Annotated in this window: 14 protein-coding genes; 5 read left to right on the forward strand and 9 right to left on the reverse strand. The window is 46.9% G+C overall.

Going from position 1 to position 16,294, the window contains the following annotated elements; all coding sequences use genetic code 11:
* From EHS89_RS00440 to EHS89_RS00455, 4 genes are all read left to right on the forward strand, one after another.
* Positions 1–1,482 carry a tripartite tricarboxylate transporter permease gene (locus EHS89_RS00440; RefSeq protein WP_124924140.1) on the forward strand — a complete coding sequence of 494 codons (1,482 nt, stop codon included), beginning with the start codon at positions 1–3 and terminating at the stop codon, positions 1,480–1,482.
* A gap of 200 nt (positions 1,483–1,682) precedes the next feature.
* Complete coding sequence (locus EHS89_RS00445) at positions 1,683–2,390, forward strand: helix-turn-helix transcriptional regulator (RefSeq protein ID WP_124924141.1); 708 nt, start codon at positions 1,683–1,685, stop codon at positions 2,388–2,390.
* 407 nt (positions 2,391–2,797) lie between these two features.
* The gene (locus EHS89_RS00450; protein WP_124924142.1) at positions 2,798–4,138 is read left to right on the forward strand and encodes an aspartate aminotransferase family protein; all 1,341 of its coding nucleotides are present in this window, start codon (positions 2,798–2,800) and stop codon (positions 4,136–4,138) included.
* 580 nt (positions 4,139–4,718) lie between these two features.
* Entirely contained in the window at positions 4,719–5,756 is a 1,038-nt protein-coding gene (locus EHS89_RS00455) for a glycosyltransferase family protein (RefSeq protein WP_124924143.1), read from the forward strand.
* A gap of 69 nt (positions 5,757–5,825) precedes the next feature.
* Here EHS89_RS00455 and EHS89_RS00460 read toward each other — a convergent pair whose 3' ends face one another.
* The 9 genes from EHS89_RS00460 to hpaH form a co-directional block, all read right to left on the reverse strand.
* Positions 5,826–6,323: a universal stress protein gene (locus tag EHS89_RS00460; RefSeq protein ID WP_124924144.1), complete on the reverse strand. Its 498-nt coding sequence runs from the start codon at positions 6,321–6,323 to the stop codon at positions 5,826–5,828.
* Positions 6,324–6,413: 90 nt separating this feature from the next.
* A complete protein-coding gene (locus tag EHS89_RS00465) occupies positions 6,414–7,742 on the reverse strand; it encodes a TRAP transporter large permease (RefSeq protein ID WP_124924145.1) in 1,329 nt (442 codons plus the stop codon).
* Between the two features lie 63 nt (positions 7,743–7,805).
* Positions 7,806–8,321 (reverse strand): TRAP transporter small permease, encoded by a 516-nt coding sequence (locus EHS89_RS00470; RefSeq protein WP_124924146.1) that lies wholly within the window; start codon positions 8,319–8,321, stop codon positions 7,806–7,808.
* A gap of 60 nt (positions 8,322–8,381) precedes the next feature.
* Positions 8,382–9,395, reverse strand: coding sequence for a TRAP transporter substrate-binding protein (locus tag EHS89_RS00475; protein ID WP_124924147.1), 1,014 nt, complete (start codon positions 9,393–9,395; stop codon positions 8,382–8,384).
* Between the two features lie 692 nt (positions 9,396–10,087).
* Positions 10,088–11,611, reverse strand: a complete 1,524-nt coding sequence (gene hpaE / locus EHS89_RS00480; protein WP_124924148.1) for a 5-carboxymethyl-2-hydroxymuconate semialdehyde dehydrogenase — start codon at positions 11,609–11,611, stop codon at positions 10,088–10,090.
* Between the two features lie 38 nt (positions 11,612–11,649).
* Positions 11,650–12,423 carry a fumarylacetoacetate hydrolase family protein gene (locus EHS89_RS00485; RefSeq protein ID WP_124924149.1) on the reverse strand — a complete coding sequence of 258 codons (774 nt, stop codon included), beginning with the start codon at positions 12,421–12,423 and terminating at the stop codon, positions 11,650–11,652.
* 14 nt (positions 12,424–12,437) lie between these two features.
* A complete protein-coding gene (locus EHS89_RS00490; protein WP_124924150.1) occupies positions 12,438–13,100 on the reverse strand; it encodes a fumarylacetoacetate hydrolase family protein in 663 nt (220 codons plus the stop codon).
* 16 nt (positions 13,101–13,116) lie between these two features.
* Complete coding sequence (hpaI, locus tag EHS89_RS00495) at positions 13,117–13,923, reverse strand: 4-hydroxy-2-oxoheptanedioate aldolase (protein WP_124924151.1); 807 nt, start codon at positions 13,921–13,923, stop codon at positions 13,117–13,119.
* Between the two features lie 12 nt (positions 13,924–13,935).
* Positions 13,936–14,739 (reverse strand): 2-oxo-hept-4-ene-1,7-dioate hydratase, encoded by an 804-nt coding sequence (gene hpaH, locus EHS89_RS00500; RefSeq protein ID WP_124924152.1) that lies wholly within the window; start codon positions 14,737–14,739, stop codon positions 13,936–13,938.
* A 188-nt stretch (positions 14,740–14,927) separates the two neighbouring features.
* Between hpaH and EHS89_RS00505 the strand changes: the two genes are divergently transcribed.
* Positions 14,928–16,268, forward strand: a complete 1,341-nt coding sequence (locus tag EHS89_RS00505; protein WP_124924153.1) for a hypothetical protein — start codon at positions 14,928–14,930, stop codon at positions 16,266–16,268.
* The last annotated feature ends 26 nt before the right edge of the window (positions 16,269–16,294 follow it).

The following is a 16,294-nucleotide window of genomic DNA, read 5'->3' on the forward strand; positions in this document are numbered from 1 at the left end:
ATGGAAACTTTGCTCTTAGGTCTTAACGAAGTCGGTACCTTTAACGTCTTATTGGCCATTATTATTGGTGCGCTTATCGGCGTCACTATCGGTTCAATTCCCGGGCTTGAGCCTGCTGGTGTTATCGCCATACTGCTCCCACTCAGCTTCTCCATGGAACCCTTAGCTGGAGTATCACTGCTACTTGGCGTATACGGTGGTGCCTGGTATGGCGGTGCGATACCCGCTATTTTAATGAACACACCCGGAACACCGGTAGCCGTCCTCACCACTTATGACGGCTATCCAATGACGCAACGTGGTGATGGTAAAAAAGCACTCTCAATCGCCTACACCTCATCCTTTGTCGGCGGCATTATCAGTGTCTCCTCGCTGGTATTATTGGCGCCGATGCTATCGCAAGTTGCCCGCCTGTTTGGTTCGGCAGAATTCGCCATGCTGGCGGCACTGGGAATGATCTTTGTGGTACTGGCGCACCGCAAGCATGTGGTTGAAGCTGCCATGATGCTGGGCCTGGGTATCTTTTTAGGGACTATCGGCATCGATCGCTCATTCAGTACCCAGGTATTCACATTTGGTCAGGAATGGCTGCTCAACGGTATTCCTCTAGTACCCGCAGTTATCGGCCTGTTCGCTATGTCACAGGCATTTGTGCTGCTCTCGATGAAAGGTAACGACTCTAAACGCACCGAACTAAAAGGCGATGGAATGTTCAGCGGATTATTCATTCTGCTGAAACACAAAATGACCGTCGCTCGGTCGGCTACCCTAGGAGTCCTGATGGGACTATTACCCGGTGTAGGTGAATTCGGATCGCAGTTTTTCTCGTACACACTGGCGCAAAAATTCTCTAAAACACCGGAAAAATTCGGAGATGGCGCCCCGGAAGGACTGATCGCATCTGAAACATCAAATAACGCGGTGACCGCCTCGGTAATGATTCCGCTACTGGCATTCGGTATTCCTGCCGATGCGCTGATGGCGATGCTGTTAGCAGTATTTATGGTGCACAACTATATTCCAGGCCCAACTCTGTTTGCAGAGCGTCCAGAATTTATCTCGGGCCTGTATATTTCGTTGTTCCTGATGAACATTGTCGTGTTCCTCTACCTCAGCGTAGCCACCAAGTGGATCGTTAATCTTACCCGTATCCGGGGGCGCTTCATCGGTGCCTTTATTCTGGTACTCGGCTTTATCGGTAGCTACAGCCAGAACTACCAGTTCTCAGATGCATTGATCGCTCTGGGTTTTGCGGTATTCGGCTACATCCTGCGACGTAATGATATACCGGCAGTACCCATCATTCTGGGGCTGGTTTTAGGGCCGGTATTCTTAACCCGCTTTAAACAAGCGATGGGGGTTGCCAGTGGTGATCTGAGCATCTTTGTCAGCCGCCCTATCAGCCTTACCCTGCTATCGCTTATCATTCTTTCAATTGCGATCTATCTGTGGAGTACTTTTAGACATAAAAAACATAGCTAACAACTATCACCCCAGAACCCTACCGGGTGATTATTTGTAACTAAGTGTAACGCCCGGTAAGTCTGTGTAACTGTATTATCCAGACTCACTAATTCGTCTAGCTACATGAAAATTACTTAATACATTAACTTGTTTTGGATAAAAAGTTATCGTAGGCTGGTTTTTAATCAGTTCAACAGATGCAAGGTGAGTAACAGGATATGAAAACAAATCAGGTTATTAATCCCGCAGGATTGTATGAATTCCAGAATGAATCACTCAACCTTCTGACAAGCGTATTGGGCGTATCTAAGGCGGTATCTTATATCGTTGATGAGCAGGCCCGACCAATCTGCTATAAAACCTACCATATGCAATCGTCTATGCATCGCGAGTATATGGAAACCTATCATAAGCTTGATCCCCTCCACCCAACCCAGTTCTCAGAACAGGATGCTACGGTGGTCAAGATGAATGATCTGGTATCCACCCAGAACCGCTACAATCACCCCTATTACACCAACTTTATCTCCCCCTGGGGCGTACAAGACATTGTTGAGCTGTTCTTACGGGTTGATAATCGCCTCGTGGCTGGTTTCGCCTTGTTTATCTCCAAGCAACAATCTGAACTACGCAGCGCTGATATTAATAAAGCGGAGCAGATTCACCGCTTTATGCAGTTTTCCCTTGAGCAAAGCTACTCATCACCGAAGCAGGCCCAGTTTGATCATTTCTGTACGGCATTTCAGCTCACACCAAAAGAACGCATGGTGGTACAACTGGTTGCGCAGGGCTTACCTAATAAGACCATTGCTACCGACCTGAACTGCAGTCTGGCAACTATCAAAACCCATCTACAACATATCTTCGCCAAACTGGAAGTAAACAGTAAAACCGAAGTCGCCTCCCTGCTATATCAGACCCACTAGACAGATAAAATGAGTCCATGACGGACGACAAATGTATGAAAAGTTATCCGATGAAGAAAAGATTACACCACGGAGAGCACGGAGGGCACAGAAAAAAATAATTTACTGTAAAGACTGATAACTCTTTTACGTTCCTTACCCTCACCTCTGTGACCTCTGTGGTAAATAGAGCGCTTACAGGCTATTTGTCTGTCGTATTAAATCGTCCATATTGCTCACACCTCACTGCCCCCCTAAAGAAGAATTTTTTCTTCTTAACAAACTCTATATCAACCATCCGGTTGATACCGGTAAAAACTGATCGATTCATACTGGAGCTATGACCGTAGCTTTACCGACAGTTCTTTGCCTTGTCTTATATTGAGTATCGCTACGGATTCAATAACAACAAAGATCCGGAGTTAGTAATGAGTGATAACACGCAAACCTTCTGGAATCCGATGGTTCATCCTGGCGATCCAACTTCCCGTAACCGTATTGAGATAGTTAAGGGTGATGGCAACTATGTACAGGATGGCGAAGGTAACTGGTTAGTTGATGGCGTTGGCGGCCTGTGGAATGTAAACGTTGGCCACAACCGTACCGAAGTAAAACAAGCGATAACAGACCAACTGGATGAACTTGAATACTTTCAGATCTTCGACGGTCTGGCACACCCGAAGGTACATGAACTATCTGATCTGATCATCGAAATGACCAAGCCCGAAGGCATGGCTAAAGTGATGTACAGCTCAGGCGGCTCTGATGCTGTAGAAACTGCGCTGAAAATTGCTCGTCAGTATTGGAAAGCAGTAGGCCAGTCTCAGCGCTATAAATTCATCTCCCTAAAACAGGGTTACCACGGTGTTCATTTTGGTGGTGCTTCGGTTAACGGTAATACCGTTTTCCGTACCAACTATGAGCCGATGCTACCGGGCTGCATCCATATTGATACACCCTGGCTATACCGTAATCCATGGAACTGCGAGGACCCTGAAGAGCTGGGTCAGCTATGTGCGAAACAACTTGAAGCTGAGATTCTGTTCCAGGGTCCTGATACCGTCGCTGCATTTATCGCTGAACCAGTCCAGGGTGCTGGCGGTGTAATTGTACCACCGGCTAACTACTGGCCTCTGATTCGTGAAGTCTGCGACAAATACGGAGTACTACTGATCGCCGATGAAGTGGTAACCGGTTTCGGCCGTTCAGGCAGTATGTTTGGTGTACGTGGCTGGGGCGTAGCTGCAGATATTCAGTGCTTCGCAAAAGGTATTAACTCGGGTTACATCCCTCTGGGTGCTACCGTTGTCAATCAGCGTGTGGCACAAGGCATAGAAACCTGTGAAAACTTCAGCGGAGCGGTAATGCACGGCTACACCTACTCAGGCCATCCTGTTGCCTGCGCCTCTGCCCTCGCTTCCCTCAAAATCGTTCAGGATGAAGATCTACCTGGTAACGCAGGAATCCAGGGTGCGGATCTGTTGGCTAAACTACAGGATGCCCTACTGGACTTCCCATCAGTAGGCGAGTTACGTGGTAAAGGCCTGATGGTTGCTATCGATTTGGTAGTCGATAAGAATAGCCGTGAGCCTATCGATCCTATGAGCGGTTTTGCCAACCAGGTGGCTGCAGTCGCATTGCGTGAAGGCGTTATCGTGCGTCCGGTAGGCACTAAAATCATCTTGTCTCCACCGCTGACTATCGGTACTGAAGAAGTAGATAAGATAGTAGCTGCATTGAAACAGGGCTTTACTGAGATCGATAAGTGAGCAGAATTATACAATTAATACTAAAAACTTCTTCGTGAGGCCATGCAAACCAATTAAGTGGAACAACCTTAAAATTAACAGAACAACTATTTTTTAATATTAACGCCGGTCCAGGCCCGAAGGCCTGGGCTGGGCATCTAAAGCAAGCTACCTATCCTGCTATATTCTCTGATGATCGAGTCTCTGCTCTTAGGGCCGATAGAGCACATGCTATAACAATTAGTTACAATTCGATAAAATAACACACTAGTTTAATACCCTAATTAATTTACCCCTACCCATAACTCGTCACGGCTGAATATGCCTCTCGCCAAAGTACATTACGGACCAATCCCCCCCCTCACAACACTTAACCGCATCAACAGTACTTACTTACTGAATCAACCAGCATTTCGTAAACATCCCGTCCCTATAAGAAGCTTCCCGACGGGCATGTTTATAACTAGAATAGTAGACCTGTAGTTACTAGAAATATTAAACTCGCTTAATCCCATCAATTCAGGCACTCTTGTATATTTTTAAAGCTATCATCAAAGAATGCTTTACTAAATCAAACATTTAGATCGAACAGGCGTTATAAATGCAAAAGAGAAAAGTTCTTTACATTGTTAATTCGTATCCACAGCTTTCTCAAACTTATATAAAAGTGGAACTAGATGCCATTTATGAAGATTACGAGGTAGAGATCATTTCTCTTAAACAACCATCGACATTCTACAAAGACCACTTCCCATTTAAAACAGCTAAAACATTTGAGGAACTGCTTTCGATTGCCAGCGAGTTCAATCCTGATGTCATCCACACACACTGGCTGAATCATCATTTAAAAAAAGTGTTCCGGGTCTCAAAAAAGCTGAATACCCCTTTTACTGTAAGGTCTCACTCGTTCGACCTACTCTGGCCAAAAGCCCCTTGGTATAAAAAATTTACCAACCACTGGATCCCACCCAATAAGAGAAAACTCATAAAGATAATTAACCATCCACTATGCAAAGGAATGCTGATATTTCCTTTTTTAGTAGAACAAATGAAAAAAGCTGGTATACCTGAGCAAAAATTAATCCCCTGCGGTCCAGTTTTTGCTCACCATCTTTTTGATCAACAGACAAATAATGGCGACAAAATTGTCAATGTCGGTGCCTCTATTCCTAAGAAACGATTTGAGGATTTTATTGAGCTTGCAACAAAAGTCCCTGAAAGAGATTTCCATCTATATAGCATAGGTTTTCTCTCTAATAAATATAAGCAGATGAATATAGATGCAGGAACCCCTCTGACAGTTATAGACCCTATAGAACATAAAGATTTTGCCAAGAGAATTACAAATTATAAATGGATGGTCTACACCGCAGACCCTGTTACAGCGACAGTAGGATGGCCATTAACGCTGCTTGAGGCTCAGGCTGCAGGAGTTGGTGTTTGTATGCGTAATATTCGGCCAGATTTAAAAGACTATCTGGGAGGAGGAGCAATACTGTATGACTCAATAGAAGAGTTAGTTGATATTGTTAAGAAACCCGTTCCGGAAGAGATGCGACTAAATGGCTATAAGAATGCAGCTAAATATGACATTAAAAAACATATCTACTTATTAACTGAAATCTGGGACAGATGCTAAAAAACGGGACAGGGCTTTCACCCCGCCCTGTAAACCGTAAACAATCTTTCGCCAAGAAGCGACTATCAGTTACTTAGCATCATTAAATAGAGGAACGACCAAAACCGGACGGGTAGACTTTTGCATTACCTTATTCGCTGTTGAGCCCATCAGAAAGCTACCAACAGCTGTATGGCTGCGGGTACCCATGATAATCAGATCGGCATCCATATCCTCAGCTACCTCAAGGATCACTTTCCAGGCAGTACCTTCCTCAATTCGGGAAGAAATATTTGAGACTTCGACGCCATCTTCAGCTTCCAACTCAGCTTCGCAGAAACGATCAATACGGTCGCTCAGCTTAACCCGAAGATTCTCAATACCTTTATCATACAGCGCCTGCATCGACTCATCTTTTAACAACGACTTCATAATATTATCAGTCGATGCATTTTGTGACTCGAGAACGTGCAGATAGGTAACTTCAGAATTGTAATGCGCACATAAGCTCATCGCCGTTCTGAAAGCCGGACGTGAACCTTTATCGATATCAGAAGCGTACAGAATCTTTTTAACTTCAGGCAGCATTGTTTTACCTCTATAAATTCAGTTACTGAATAGTCTCTGCAGATACAGAAACAAAAAAGAGCCCGGCGGGCTCTTTAAGTATCGATGTTTTTAGCGATACAACAGTTCCGGCAGGAACAGTGCGATCGAAGAAAACAGCGTAACCAGCGCCAGTCGAACGATATCCGCACACCAGAATGGAGTAACACCTTTAAAGATGGTGCCGGCTTTAACATCACGTAATACCGCGGCCAGTACGAACACGTTCATACCCACCGGCGGTGTTATCAGACTGATCTCAGTTACCACAACCACCACAATACCAAACCACACAAGATCAAAGCCCAGGCTCTGTACTAACGGGAAGAAGATCGGCACTGTTAGTAACAACATGGACAGGCTTTCAAACACCATACCCAATACGATGTAGATTGCCAGAATAACCAGAATCACCACCATCGGCGCGACATCCAGATTATTAACCAGCTCTAGCAAGTCAGCAGGCAAACCCGCACGGTTGATAAAGTTGGAGAAGATCAGTGCACCGATCAATACCGCAAACAGCATCGCAGAGGTACGCGCTGTGTCGGTAAGGATATCGAACAGACCACCCCAGGTCAGAGAGCGACGGCTAAGTGCAATAATAAAGGCACCACCGGCACCAATACCTGCCGCTTCTGTCGGGGTAAAGATACCACCGTAGATACCGCCCATCACCACGGTAAACAGGATCAATACACCCCAAACACCGTTTAACGCTTGAAACCGCTCAGGCCAGCCCAGTTTTTCACCACAAGGCCCGGCAGAAGGATCACGCCAAACCACATAACGTACCGCTAACAGGTATAACAGAATACCCATAAAGCCGGGTATAAAGCCCGCCGCAAAAAGTTCGCGAATACTGGTTTCAGTCAACAGACCATAGATAACCAGAATAACTGAAGGTGGGATCAGGATACCCAAAGTACCACCAGCGGCGATCGATGCGGTTGCCAGTGAATCAGCATAGCCATATTTACGCATCGGTGGCATAGCCACTTTAGCCATAGTCGCTGAAGTTGCCAGACTGGAACCACAGATAGCGGAGAAACCGCCACAGGCTACAACAGTGGCCATCGACAGACCGCCCTTCTTATGTCCCAAAAAGGCATTAGAAGCGCGATAGAGTTCATGAGACAAACCTGATTTGGTAACCAGGTTACCCATCAGAATAAACAGAGGAATGACGGACAGGCTGTATTCCTGAGCCGTATCGATTACGCGCTTAGACGCCATCGACAACGCGCCGGTCCAGCGGAAGTCCATTATGTTTTCAAAGTTCAGCCCCTGCATATATGCGAAACCGAAGAAGCCCACCAGACCCATCGCAAAAGCGATAGGAACGCGAACAACCACGATAATCAGCAATAGTATTGCAAAGCCGGTTAATGCAGTAATCATGATGAAATACCTATAACCTAATCTACGTATTGGAATTAAGCGGTTCCTGATTCAACTCAGGAATCAGTCCCGTGACAGAAACAGCAGACGGTAAATACCGTAGCTGATCATTAATGCAGCGGTTGCCCAGCTCATGATCGCAATGTATTCAACAATGTAACCAACCGGCATCTGCAAATATTCAGTCACTTCTCCACGCCTTAAGGAGCGGCTTGCCAGCTCGTAGATTCGCACGGCAAGAAAATACAACGATGTAGACATCAGCAATGCTGACAGCAGTCCGAGTACTTTAATCAGCGTACTGCCCATCATTTTGTCGAGAATATCAACAACAACGTGACCGCCACGCCAGGTAATGACCGGCATTTCAGCAAACACAAGAATTGCTATTCCCATCTCGGTCAACTCGGTAGTTCCGTCGACAGCGTTATCCAGAAAGTAACGACCAAATACATCCGCACAGGTCAGTAACATCAGGAAGAAAAGTGTTATAGCAGCGATCAACTCGAGGAAGAAGGCCAGCCATGCGACTGACCCTTTTTCTTCGTAGTGCGCTGTAATCCAGGCACTCAAAGTCATAGAAGACTCCTTAGTAAACAAGCTTTCTAAATAAACTTTCTAAATGCGCTTACTTAGAACTTACTTATAGCTACGTGCTATTTCACGCAGTTCAGCCAGTGCAGCTTTGGCATCAACGCCACGCTCTGCAACAGACTCAAGGAAAGCTTCATCCATACCTTTTGTCAGCTCTTTAAACTCCGCAGACAAGGCATCGCCCTCTTGAACCATAGTGATATTTACGCCAGCTTCCTGAGCCGCTTTCAGGCCTACTGCATCACCGGCATCCCATGCAGCACCGGCCATTGCAGACAGTTTCTCACCAGAAACCGCCAGAATAGCATCGCGATCTTTAGCATCCAGATCTGCCAGGAAGTCCTGGTTCATAAAGATACCAAAGCTACCCAGATACATACCACCAGGGAACGCAATAACGTTTCTGGCTACTTCTTTCAGACGCAATGATTTCTGATCAACCATTGGAATAAATACACCGTCAATAACACCCTGCTGCATCATCTCGTATACTTTTGGTGCAGGAGCACCAACCGCTGTTACGCCCATACGATGACCGATTTCAGCCTGAACACCACCGCCCAAACGGATTTTCTTACCGTTCAGATCAGCCAGTGAAGATACAGGTTTAGCCATCTGAACCTGACCCGGACCATGGGTAAACAGGCCAATAACTTCCAGACCATCGTGTTCATTTGCTTCAGCAAAGTATTTGTTGAATACACGCCAGTGCGCAACAGATGCAGCTTCAGCACTAACACCCAGCAGAGGCTGTTCAACCGCCTGAGTCAGCTTAAAGCGACCTGGTACATAGCCGTGGTAGCTGAAAGATGCATCAATAACACCGTCTTCAACCAGCTCAAACATAGTTTTAGGGTGACCCAGACCATACTCAACGACAACTTTCACACGACCTTCGGTGGCTTCTTCAACCCACTTTCCCCAGGTCGGCCATACATCAACATTTTGTGGATGGGTTGGTGGCAACCAGCTGCCAACACGCAGTGTTGTTTCAGAATAAGCCTGACCGCTTAGACCGATCAGTAAACCAGCGCACGCAATTTTTGTAAGATTAGACATCTGTTTCCCTCTAAAACAAATTCAAAAACCAAACAGCTCATACTTAATATGCTAAGTAATGGCGTTTGTAGTAGAAATGAAAGCTAAGCTTTCCCCGGTAAAGTCATTAATTTTTGATTTAGTCGCTTTACCTGACACAACAATCGAACTTAATCTTAACTACATTTCATCAATACTGGGGCAAGTACAGCGCCCCGCAAGATATAGTTATTATATACAGTTAACATATTAAGTAAATAGAAAATATCATTCAATCCCCCTATCAGAGGGGCTAACCATAGCAGGATACAAACCTTACATACTGTCAGGACAACCCAACATGACACAGAAATATTTTATTTAACTATCTGTTATTAAGTGATTTTTTCAGAGTATCAGGATTCACTTCTTAGGCAGCGCCGCCCCAGACGACGACTCAACTCATCTCACCAACAGGCATCAAAATAATAACAAATGATATTGTTAACTAAGTAATCTATTGAGGAACTTGTCTACATCAGAGGTAAACAATGTAGCTGATTTAATGTGAGGACGTTTTTAAAATAAAAATAACAGACAATATTAGTAACAACGGTTATTAATACAATCACATAAAGGTTATATATAAAAAAACCACAACAGGATTACAGGTACCTGTTGTGGTTAAAAAAGCTATCTTGCTTGATAGCAAACTCAGAACTTAGTTACCGGGTTTAGCGACCCAGTACAGGAACTTTGTGCAGATCGTGTGCAATACACACGTTCTTCGTTTCCATGTAGAAGTCAAAGCTCCAGTCACCGCCGTCACGACCGATACCTGACATTTTCACACCACCGAAAGGTGAAGGAAGGTTACGGTTGTTCTCGGAGTTAACCCACAGCATACCGGCTTCAACTTTATCCGCCATACGCATCGCACGACCGGTGTTGCTAGTCCAGATGTAACCCGCCAGGCCGTAGATAGTATCGTTAGCCAGCTCGATCGCCTGCTCTTCAGTATCGAATTCGATAGCAGTCAGAACCGGACCAAAGATCTCTTCCTGAGCGATTCGCATCTGATTTTTCGCTTCAACAAACAAGGTTGGGGTTACGTAGTTACCCGGACCCATCTCGTCACGCAGGGACTTGCCACCCACAGCGATGGTCGCACCATCCTGCTTTGCGATATCAAAGTAGCTGGTAACCTTATCGTAGTGACCGGTATGTACCAGAGGACCTACTTCCGTTTCCGGATCCAGAGAGTGACCAACCTTCAGGTTAGCAACACGCTCTTTCAGTGCGGCCAGGAACTTATCCTTGATTCCACTCTGAACCAGCAGACGACTAGAACTGGTGCAACGCTGGCCGTTCAGGCTGTATATCATGAATACAACAGCATCCAGTGCGCGATCAAAATCGGCATCGTCAAATACGATAACCGGATTCTTACCGCCCAGTTCCAGGTGCAAACGCTTCAATGTCGGCGCAGTCTGAGCCTGAATCAATTTGCCTGTCGCAGAGTCGCCAACCAGCGCTACCGCTTTAATCGCAGGATGTTCAGTCAGTGCTTTACCAGCCACTGTACCGAAACCGTTAACCATGTTCCAAACACCCTTTGGCAGGCCAGCAGCTTCCGCACACTCAGCCAGAATAGCACCGGTCAGTGGGCTCAGTTCAGCAGGCTTATGAACAACAGTACAACCTGCAGCCAGCGCTGGCGCTATCTTCCAGGTCGACAGCATGAAAGGCGTATTCCATGGTGTGATAACAGCTACCGGTCCGATTGGATTACGTACGGTGTAGTTAGTGTGCTCAGCCTGGTGCAGAGACAGACCATTACGTGCTTCCGGAGCCTGATCAGCAAAGAAACGGAAGTTCGCAGCACCGCGCACAGCAGCCTGACGCATAAAGCGCAGCGGCTGACCACAGTCCATAGATTCAACCATCGCGATCTCTTCAGCACGCTTTTCCAGCTCGTCACCCAGACGGTGCAAAATCTTTTTACGCTCAGCACCCGGCGTAGCAGCCCAATCAGCGGCTGCAGCAGCGGCAGCTTCACAGGCAGCGTTAACATCTTCAGTCGTCGCAGCGACAACTTTACCCAGGTAGCTCTGGTCGGTCGGTGAAGTATTGTCGAAAGTGTTAGCTTCGGTACCCTGAGTCCACTCGCCATTAATATACAGGCCCTGTGGATTTTCTTTAAAGCGTGCCAGATAGCCTTCAGCTTTCTCAAGATTCTGTTTCAGTTGTTCGCTCATATCTACTATTCTCCTCGTACTCTGATTACTCAAAGTGCTCAATACTTGTCGCCGTAGAACTCTTGTTCAGACACGATGTAAGTTGTCAGGGCACCGATCTTTTCGATTTCGCAAACCACGGTATCACCAGGCTGCATATCTTTCAGGCCTTCAGGGGTACCGGTTGCAATCATATCGCCCGGTTTCAGGGTCATGATATTACTCAGGTATTCAACCAGGAAAGGCACATCGAAAATGATGTCGGCAGTCGTACCATCCTGAGTCAGCTCACCATTTACATGGGTGGTCACTTTCAGGTCAGAGATATCACCCACATCTTCCTTATCGATCAACCATGGGCCGATAGGTAGCAGAGAATCACGGCTCTTAACCCGAAGGTTAGGACGGTAGTAATTTTCCAGATAATCACGAATAGCAAAATCGTTACATACGGTATAACCCGCAATGTAATCCATCGCATCTTCACGGGAGATATTTTTACCTTCTTTACCGATAACCGCTACCAGCTCACACTCGTAGTGTTGGAATTCGATATTATCCGGACGGTAAGCATTCTGCTTGTTACCGGTCAGAGTGTTGGTACCTTTCAAAAATACCAATGGCTCTTTTGGTGGTTCAAATGCCAGCTCACGGGCGTGATCAGCATAGTTCAGACCCAGAGCAAAAATAGTGCCCGGCTCTTTGACCGGAGACAGCCAGGTTACCTCGGCTTCGTTGATCAGCTGACCATCTGTTTTAGACTTCAGCTGGCCATTTTCTTCTACAGTAACGTCCAGTTCGGAGCCGTTAAAAAGTACGCGTGCGTGTTTCATGCTTTAAGCTCCTGTTATTGACCCAACTGGTTGTTCAGAGATACGACACCGGCGATTTCAGAGGTAACCTTGTCACCTTTGCTTACGCTTGCGCGCTGCCCCGGGAATGCAACCGCAATCACTTCGCCCGGCTGCAGAGTCATAATGTAGGAAATAGTGCTAATTAACTCAGCAACACCACGTACTGAGCGTGTCATCGGCATTTCGTTAACCACTTCACCATTAACTTTGGTTACTACAGTCAGCGCCTGTGGATCAGCAATATCAGATGCCGGAACGACAGAACCACCGATTGGTGCAGAACCGTCCAGGCACTTACCTTTGATATCTGGGCGGTAGTAGCTCTTCTCAGGCAGGGAGAAATCGTGAACCAGAGTGTAGCCACCAACGTAATCCAGCGCTTCTTCCGGGCTTACACGGCAGCACTCTTTACCAAAGACAACCGCCAGAGATGCTCCGACAACCATTTCCTCAGCTGGCTGACCTTCTGTAACAGCCCACTCAACTTCAGCACCTTCAGTACTCCAGGTATTATGTGGCTTGAAGTACAGCACTGGCTGAGTTGGAGCACTTTTGTAAGGTGCTTCACTGAATTCTGCCTGCATCGCTTCGAACTGATCAGAATCGTTCAGCGCAACACAAACCAATTTACCTTTAACGATTGGATTGTTAGTCATTTATCTCTACCTAAAATTAATATCCGCTGGAGCCAGTGGACTCAGTTTTGTTCTCGCCAGACTTAAAGCTTTCCGCCAGTTGCTTCGCTGCATTACTCAGCAGCAGGGTATCAACACCAATACCTACAAACTTAGCGCCTTTAGCCACGTAATCGTGAGCTTTAGCCGGATTAATACAGAGCAGACCACCGGCCTTACCTGCATCATTAATAATCTTCAGACCGTTTTCGATCGCGGCAACGACTTCCGGATGGTCCGGGTTGCCAATGTGTCCCATCGAAGCGGACAGATCAGAAGGGCCGATAAATACCGCATCAACCCCGTCAACCGCAGCAATCTCTTCCAGATTTGCCATTGCAGTCACTGTTTCAGCCTGAACAATAAGACAGATCTCATCATTCGCTTTCTGCAGATAACCCGGAATCCGATTCCAGTTAGCCGCACGTGCCAGGGAGCTGCCCAGCCCACGTACACCCTGCGGTGGATACTTAACTGCTTTAACCAACTCTTTAGCCTGCTCTGCTGTATCGCACATAGGCACCAGTACGGTCTGGGCACCGATATCCAGTAAACGCTTCAGTAGTGCGGTACGCCCCTCTTCAGGACGTACAATTGCTGGCACACCGTAAGGCGCAATTGCCTGCAGATGGCGCATCGTTGAGTCCAGCTCGAACGGCGCGTGCTCACTGTCGATCAGCAACCAGTCGAAACCGGAACCGGCAACAATCTCGGCACAACTTGAATCCGGCAGACCCAGCCACAGCCCCCACATAGGCTTATCGCCCTGCAGGCCCTGCTTAAATTTATTGATAGGAAGTTCCATACTAAATCCGCCTTATACGAACTTAACTGAGATACCGCCCAGTGGGCCGTAATCCGCATGAATGGTATCACCTGCTTTTACCGGCACCGGACGGGTGAAAGAACCCGCCAGAATAACCTGACCCGGCTCCAGCGCTACACCGTGAGGTGCGAATCGCTTACAAACCCAGCAGATACCGTTAGCCGGATGACCCAGTACGCCAGCCGCAACACCGGTTTCTTCAATCTGACCGTTAAGATACAACAAAGCACCCGCCCAACGCAGATCAATATCCATCGGTTTAATAGGACGACCACCCAATATGATACCGGCATTCGCCGCGTTATCAGAGATAGTATCCAGTACTTTGCGCTGATAACCGGTTTCAGGATCTGTACGGTGACAACGGGCAGCGATCAGTTCTAATGAAGGAATAACATAGTCAGTCGCATTCAGTACGTCAAAGATTGTGATGTTTTCACCTTCCAGACGATCCTTCAGGACAAAAGCCAACTCAACTTCAATCCGCGGATCCAGAAAATCAGATGCTTTAATCTCAGCACCATCAGCAAAGAACATATCATCCAGCAATACACCGTAATCCGGCTGATCAATATTAACCGCCATCTGCATCGCACGAGAGGTCAGGCCGATCTTGTAGCCACGTACCTTAGCGCCATTTTCGATCTTACGGTCAACCCAGCTCTTCTGGATCTTGTAAGCATCGTCCATAGTCATATCGCTATGTTCCAGGGTGATCGCAGGGATCTGCTGACGCTCTTTCTCTGCCTTATACAGACGGTCTGCTGCGTTCTGAATCTGTTCCGGAGTTAACATATCTGTCCTTCCATCATTTTACGGTTGCAATCATTGATTACACTGTCTGTTCTGCCAGGCTATTTATCTTGTTATTTACCTTGCCATTTACCCCAGGCAGCTAAATAGCTAACATGTTAAGCACAATATAATTAATATATTAACTAATTTCCACTGTTTTTTTCAAATTTGTTCTCAGGGTAAGGTAGATGGCGATCAGAAGTTTTATTCAAAACCGCAGCGAACACTGGCCCGGCGCTGCCGTATCAGGCCCGCTTCTATTTGTGATGTGGCTACTGACACTGATTTACACAGCTGTACCGATGCTCGTCTCCAGTGACGTCACCGCTATAGCCACCCTACTCGCCTGGGGCTATGTTGCCATCGAGCTACCCCGTCTCAAGCCGAAGCAGCGCAAACAGATTCTGGTTCTGTTTAGCATTGGCATTGCGGCAGCTCTGCTTGCCTGGTCACAAGGCGCCAATATCAGCTTGCAACAACTGTTTGCTGAACACCTTAAACTTGCCATGCTACTAACAGCTATCAGCTTTATTGGCCTGGCTATTAAAGTGTCCTGTAATCAAAGCAAAGCGGGACTTGGTAGCTTTGTTACTACCCTGACCGGTATGCACCTGTTTTCATCGGTCGCCAACTTTTCGGCTGTGATTGTCGTTGGAGAACAAGTTAAACGTGACGGGCGGATCGATCAGCTATCTCAGTTTATTCTGAGTCGGGGCTTTGGCATGGCGGTGCTCTGGTCACCTTTCCTGAGTATTCTGCCACTGGTACTGGAACAAGTGCCCGGCACCGAATTACAGCAGATCTACCCTTTTTCTATCACGCTGGCAGTCATCGGCCTGCTACTGACTATTCTTGAAAGTCGTTTTCGCACCCCCTCTCAACTGGCTGCCTATACGGGCTATCCTCTTAAACAAACTACTCTGGCATTGCCAATTAGTTTGATCTGTATGATTTTGTCACTGAGTTGGCTGCAGCCGCAATTACCGACCATCTTTCTGGTTTCCCTGTTGGCGGTTATCGTGCCGGTTGCTCTGATGATGTTCCGGTCAGGTTTACCTGATGCTGGACGGAGTGTTGCTGGTCACATTACACAAAAGCTGGCGGAAAGCCGCGCTGAGATCAGTCTGTTCCTGAGTGCAGGCGTGTTAGCAGCTGGCGTTAAAGCCTGCATCAGTGCTGGACTGATCAGCCTGCCATTTACCGAAACCAATGCCGCCATCGCCTCACTGGTGATGGTGCTCATAGTCACACTGGCTTATCTGGGTATTCATCAATTGGCCCTGGTCGCCATATTTGCCGGCCTGCTGGCGGATATAACCACCACACCCAACCTGATGGCGATCGGTTATGTGCTGGGTACAGCGTTAGCCATGTCTGGCAGTACCTTTAGCGGCCTTAACTTCATTATGAAGTCTCGCTTTAATGGCCAAGACCGCGAAATCATACGTAATCAGTTACCTTTTAATTTGGTAATGTTGATCATCGGCAGCGCAGTGCTATTTATTATGGAAGGACTGGGCGTTAGCTAACGCCCTTATTCTGTTACCTCAAAAAG

It is taken from the genome of Amphritea balenae, assembly GCF_003858655.1.
Classification (GTDB): Bacteria; Pseudomonadota; Gammaproteobacteria; order Pseudomonadales; family Balneatricaceae; genus Amphritea; species Amphritea balenae.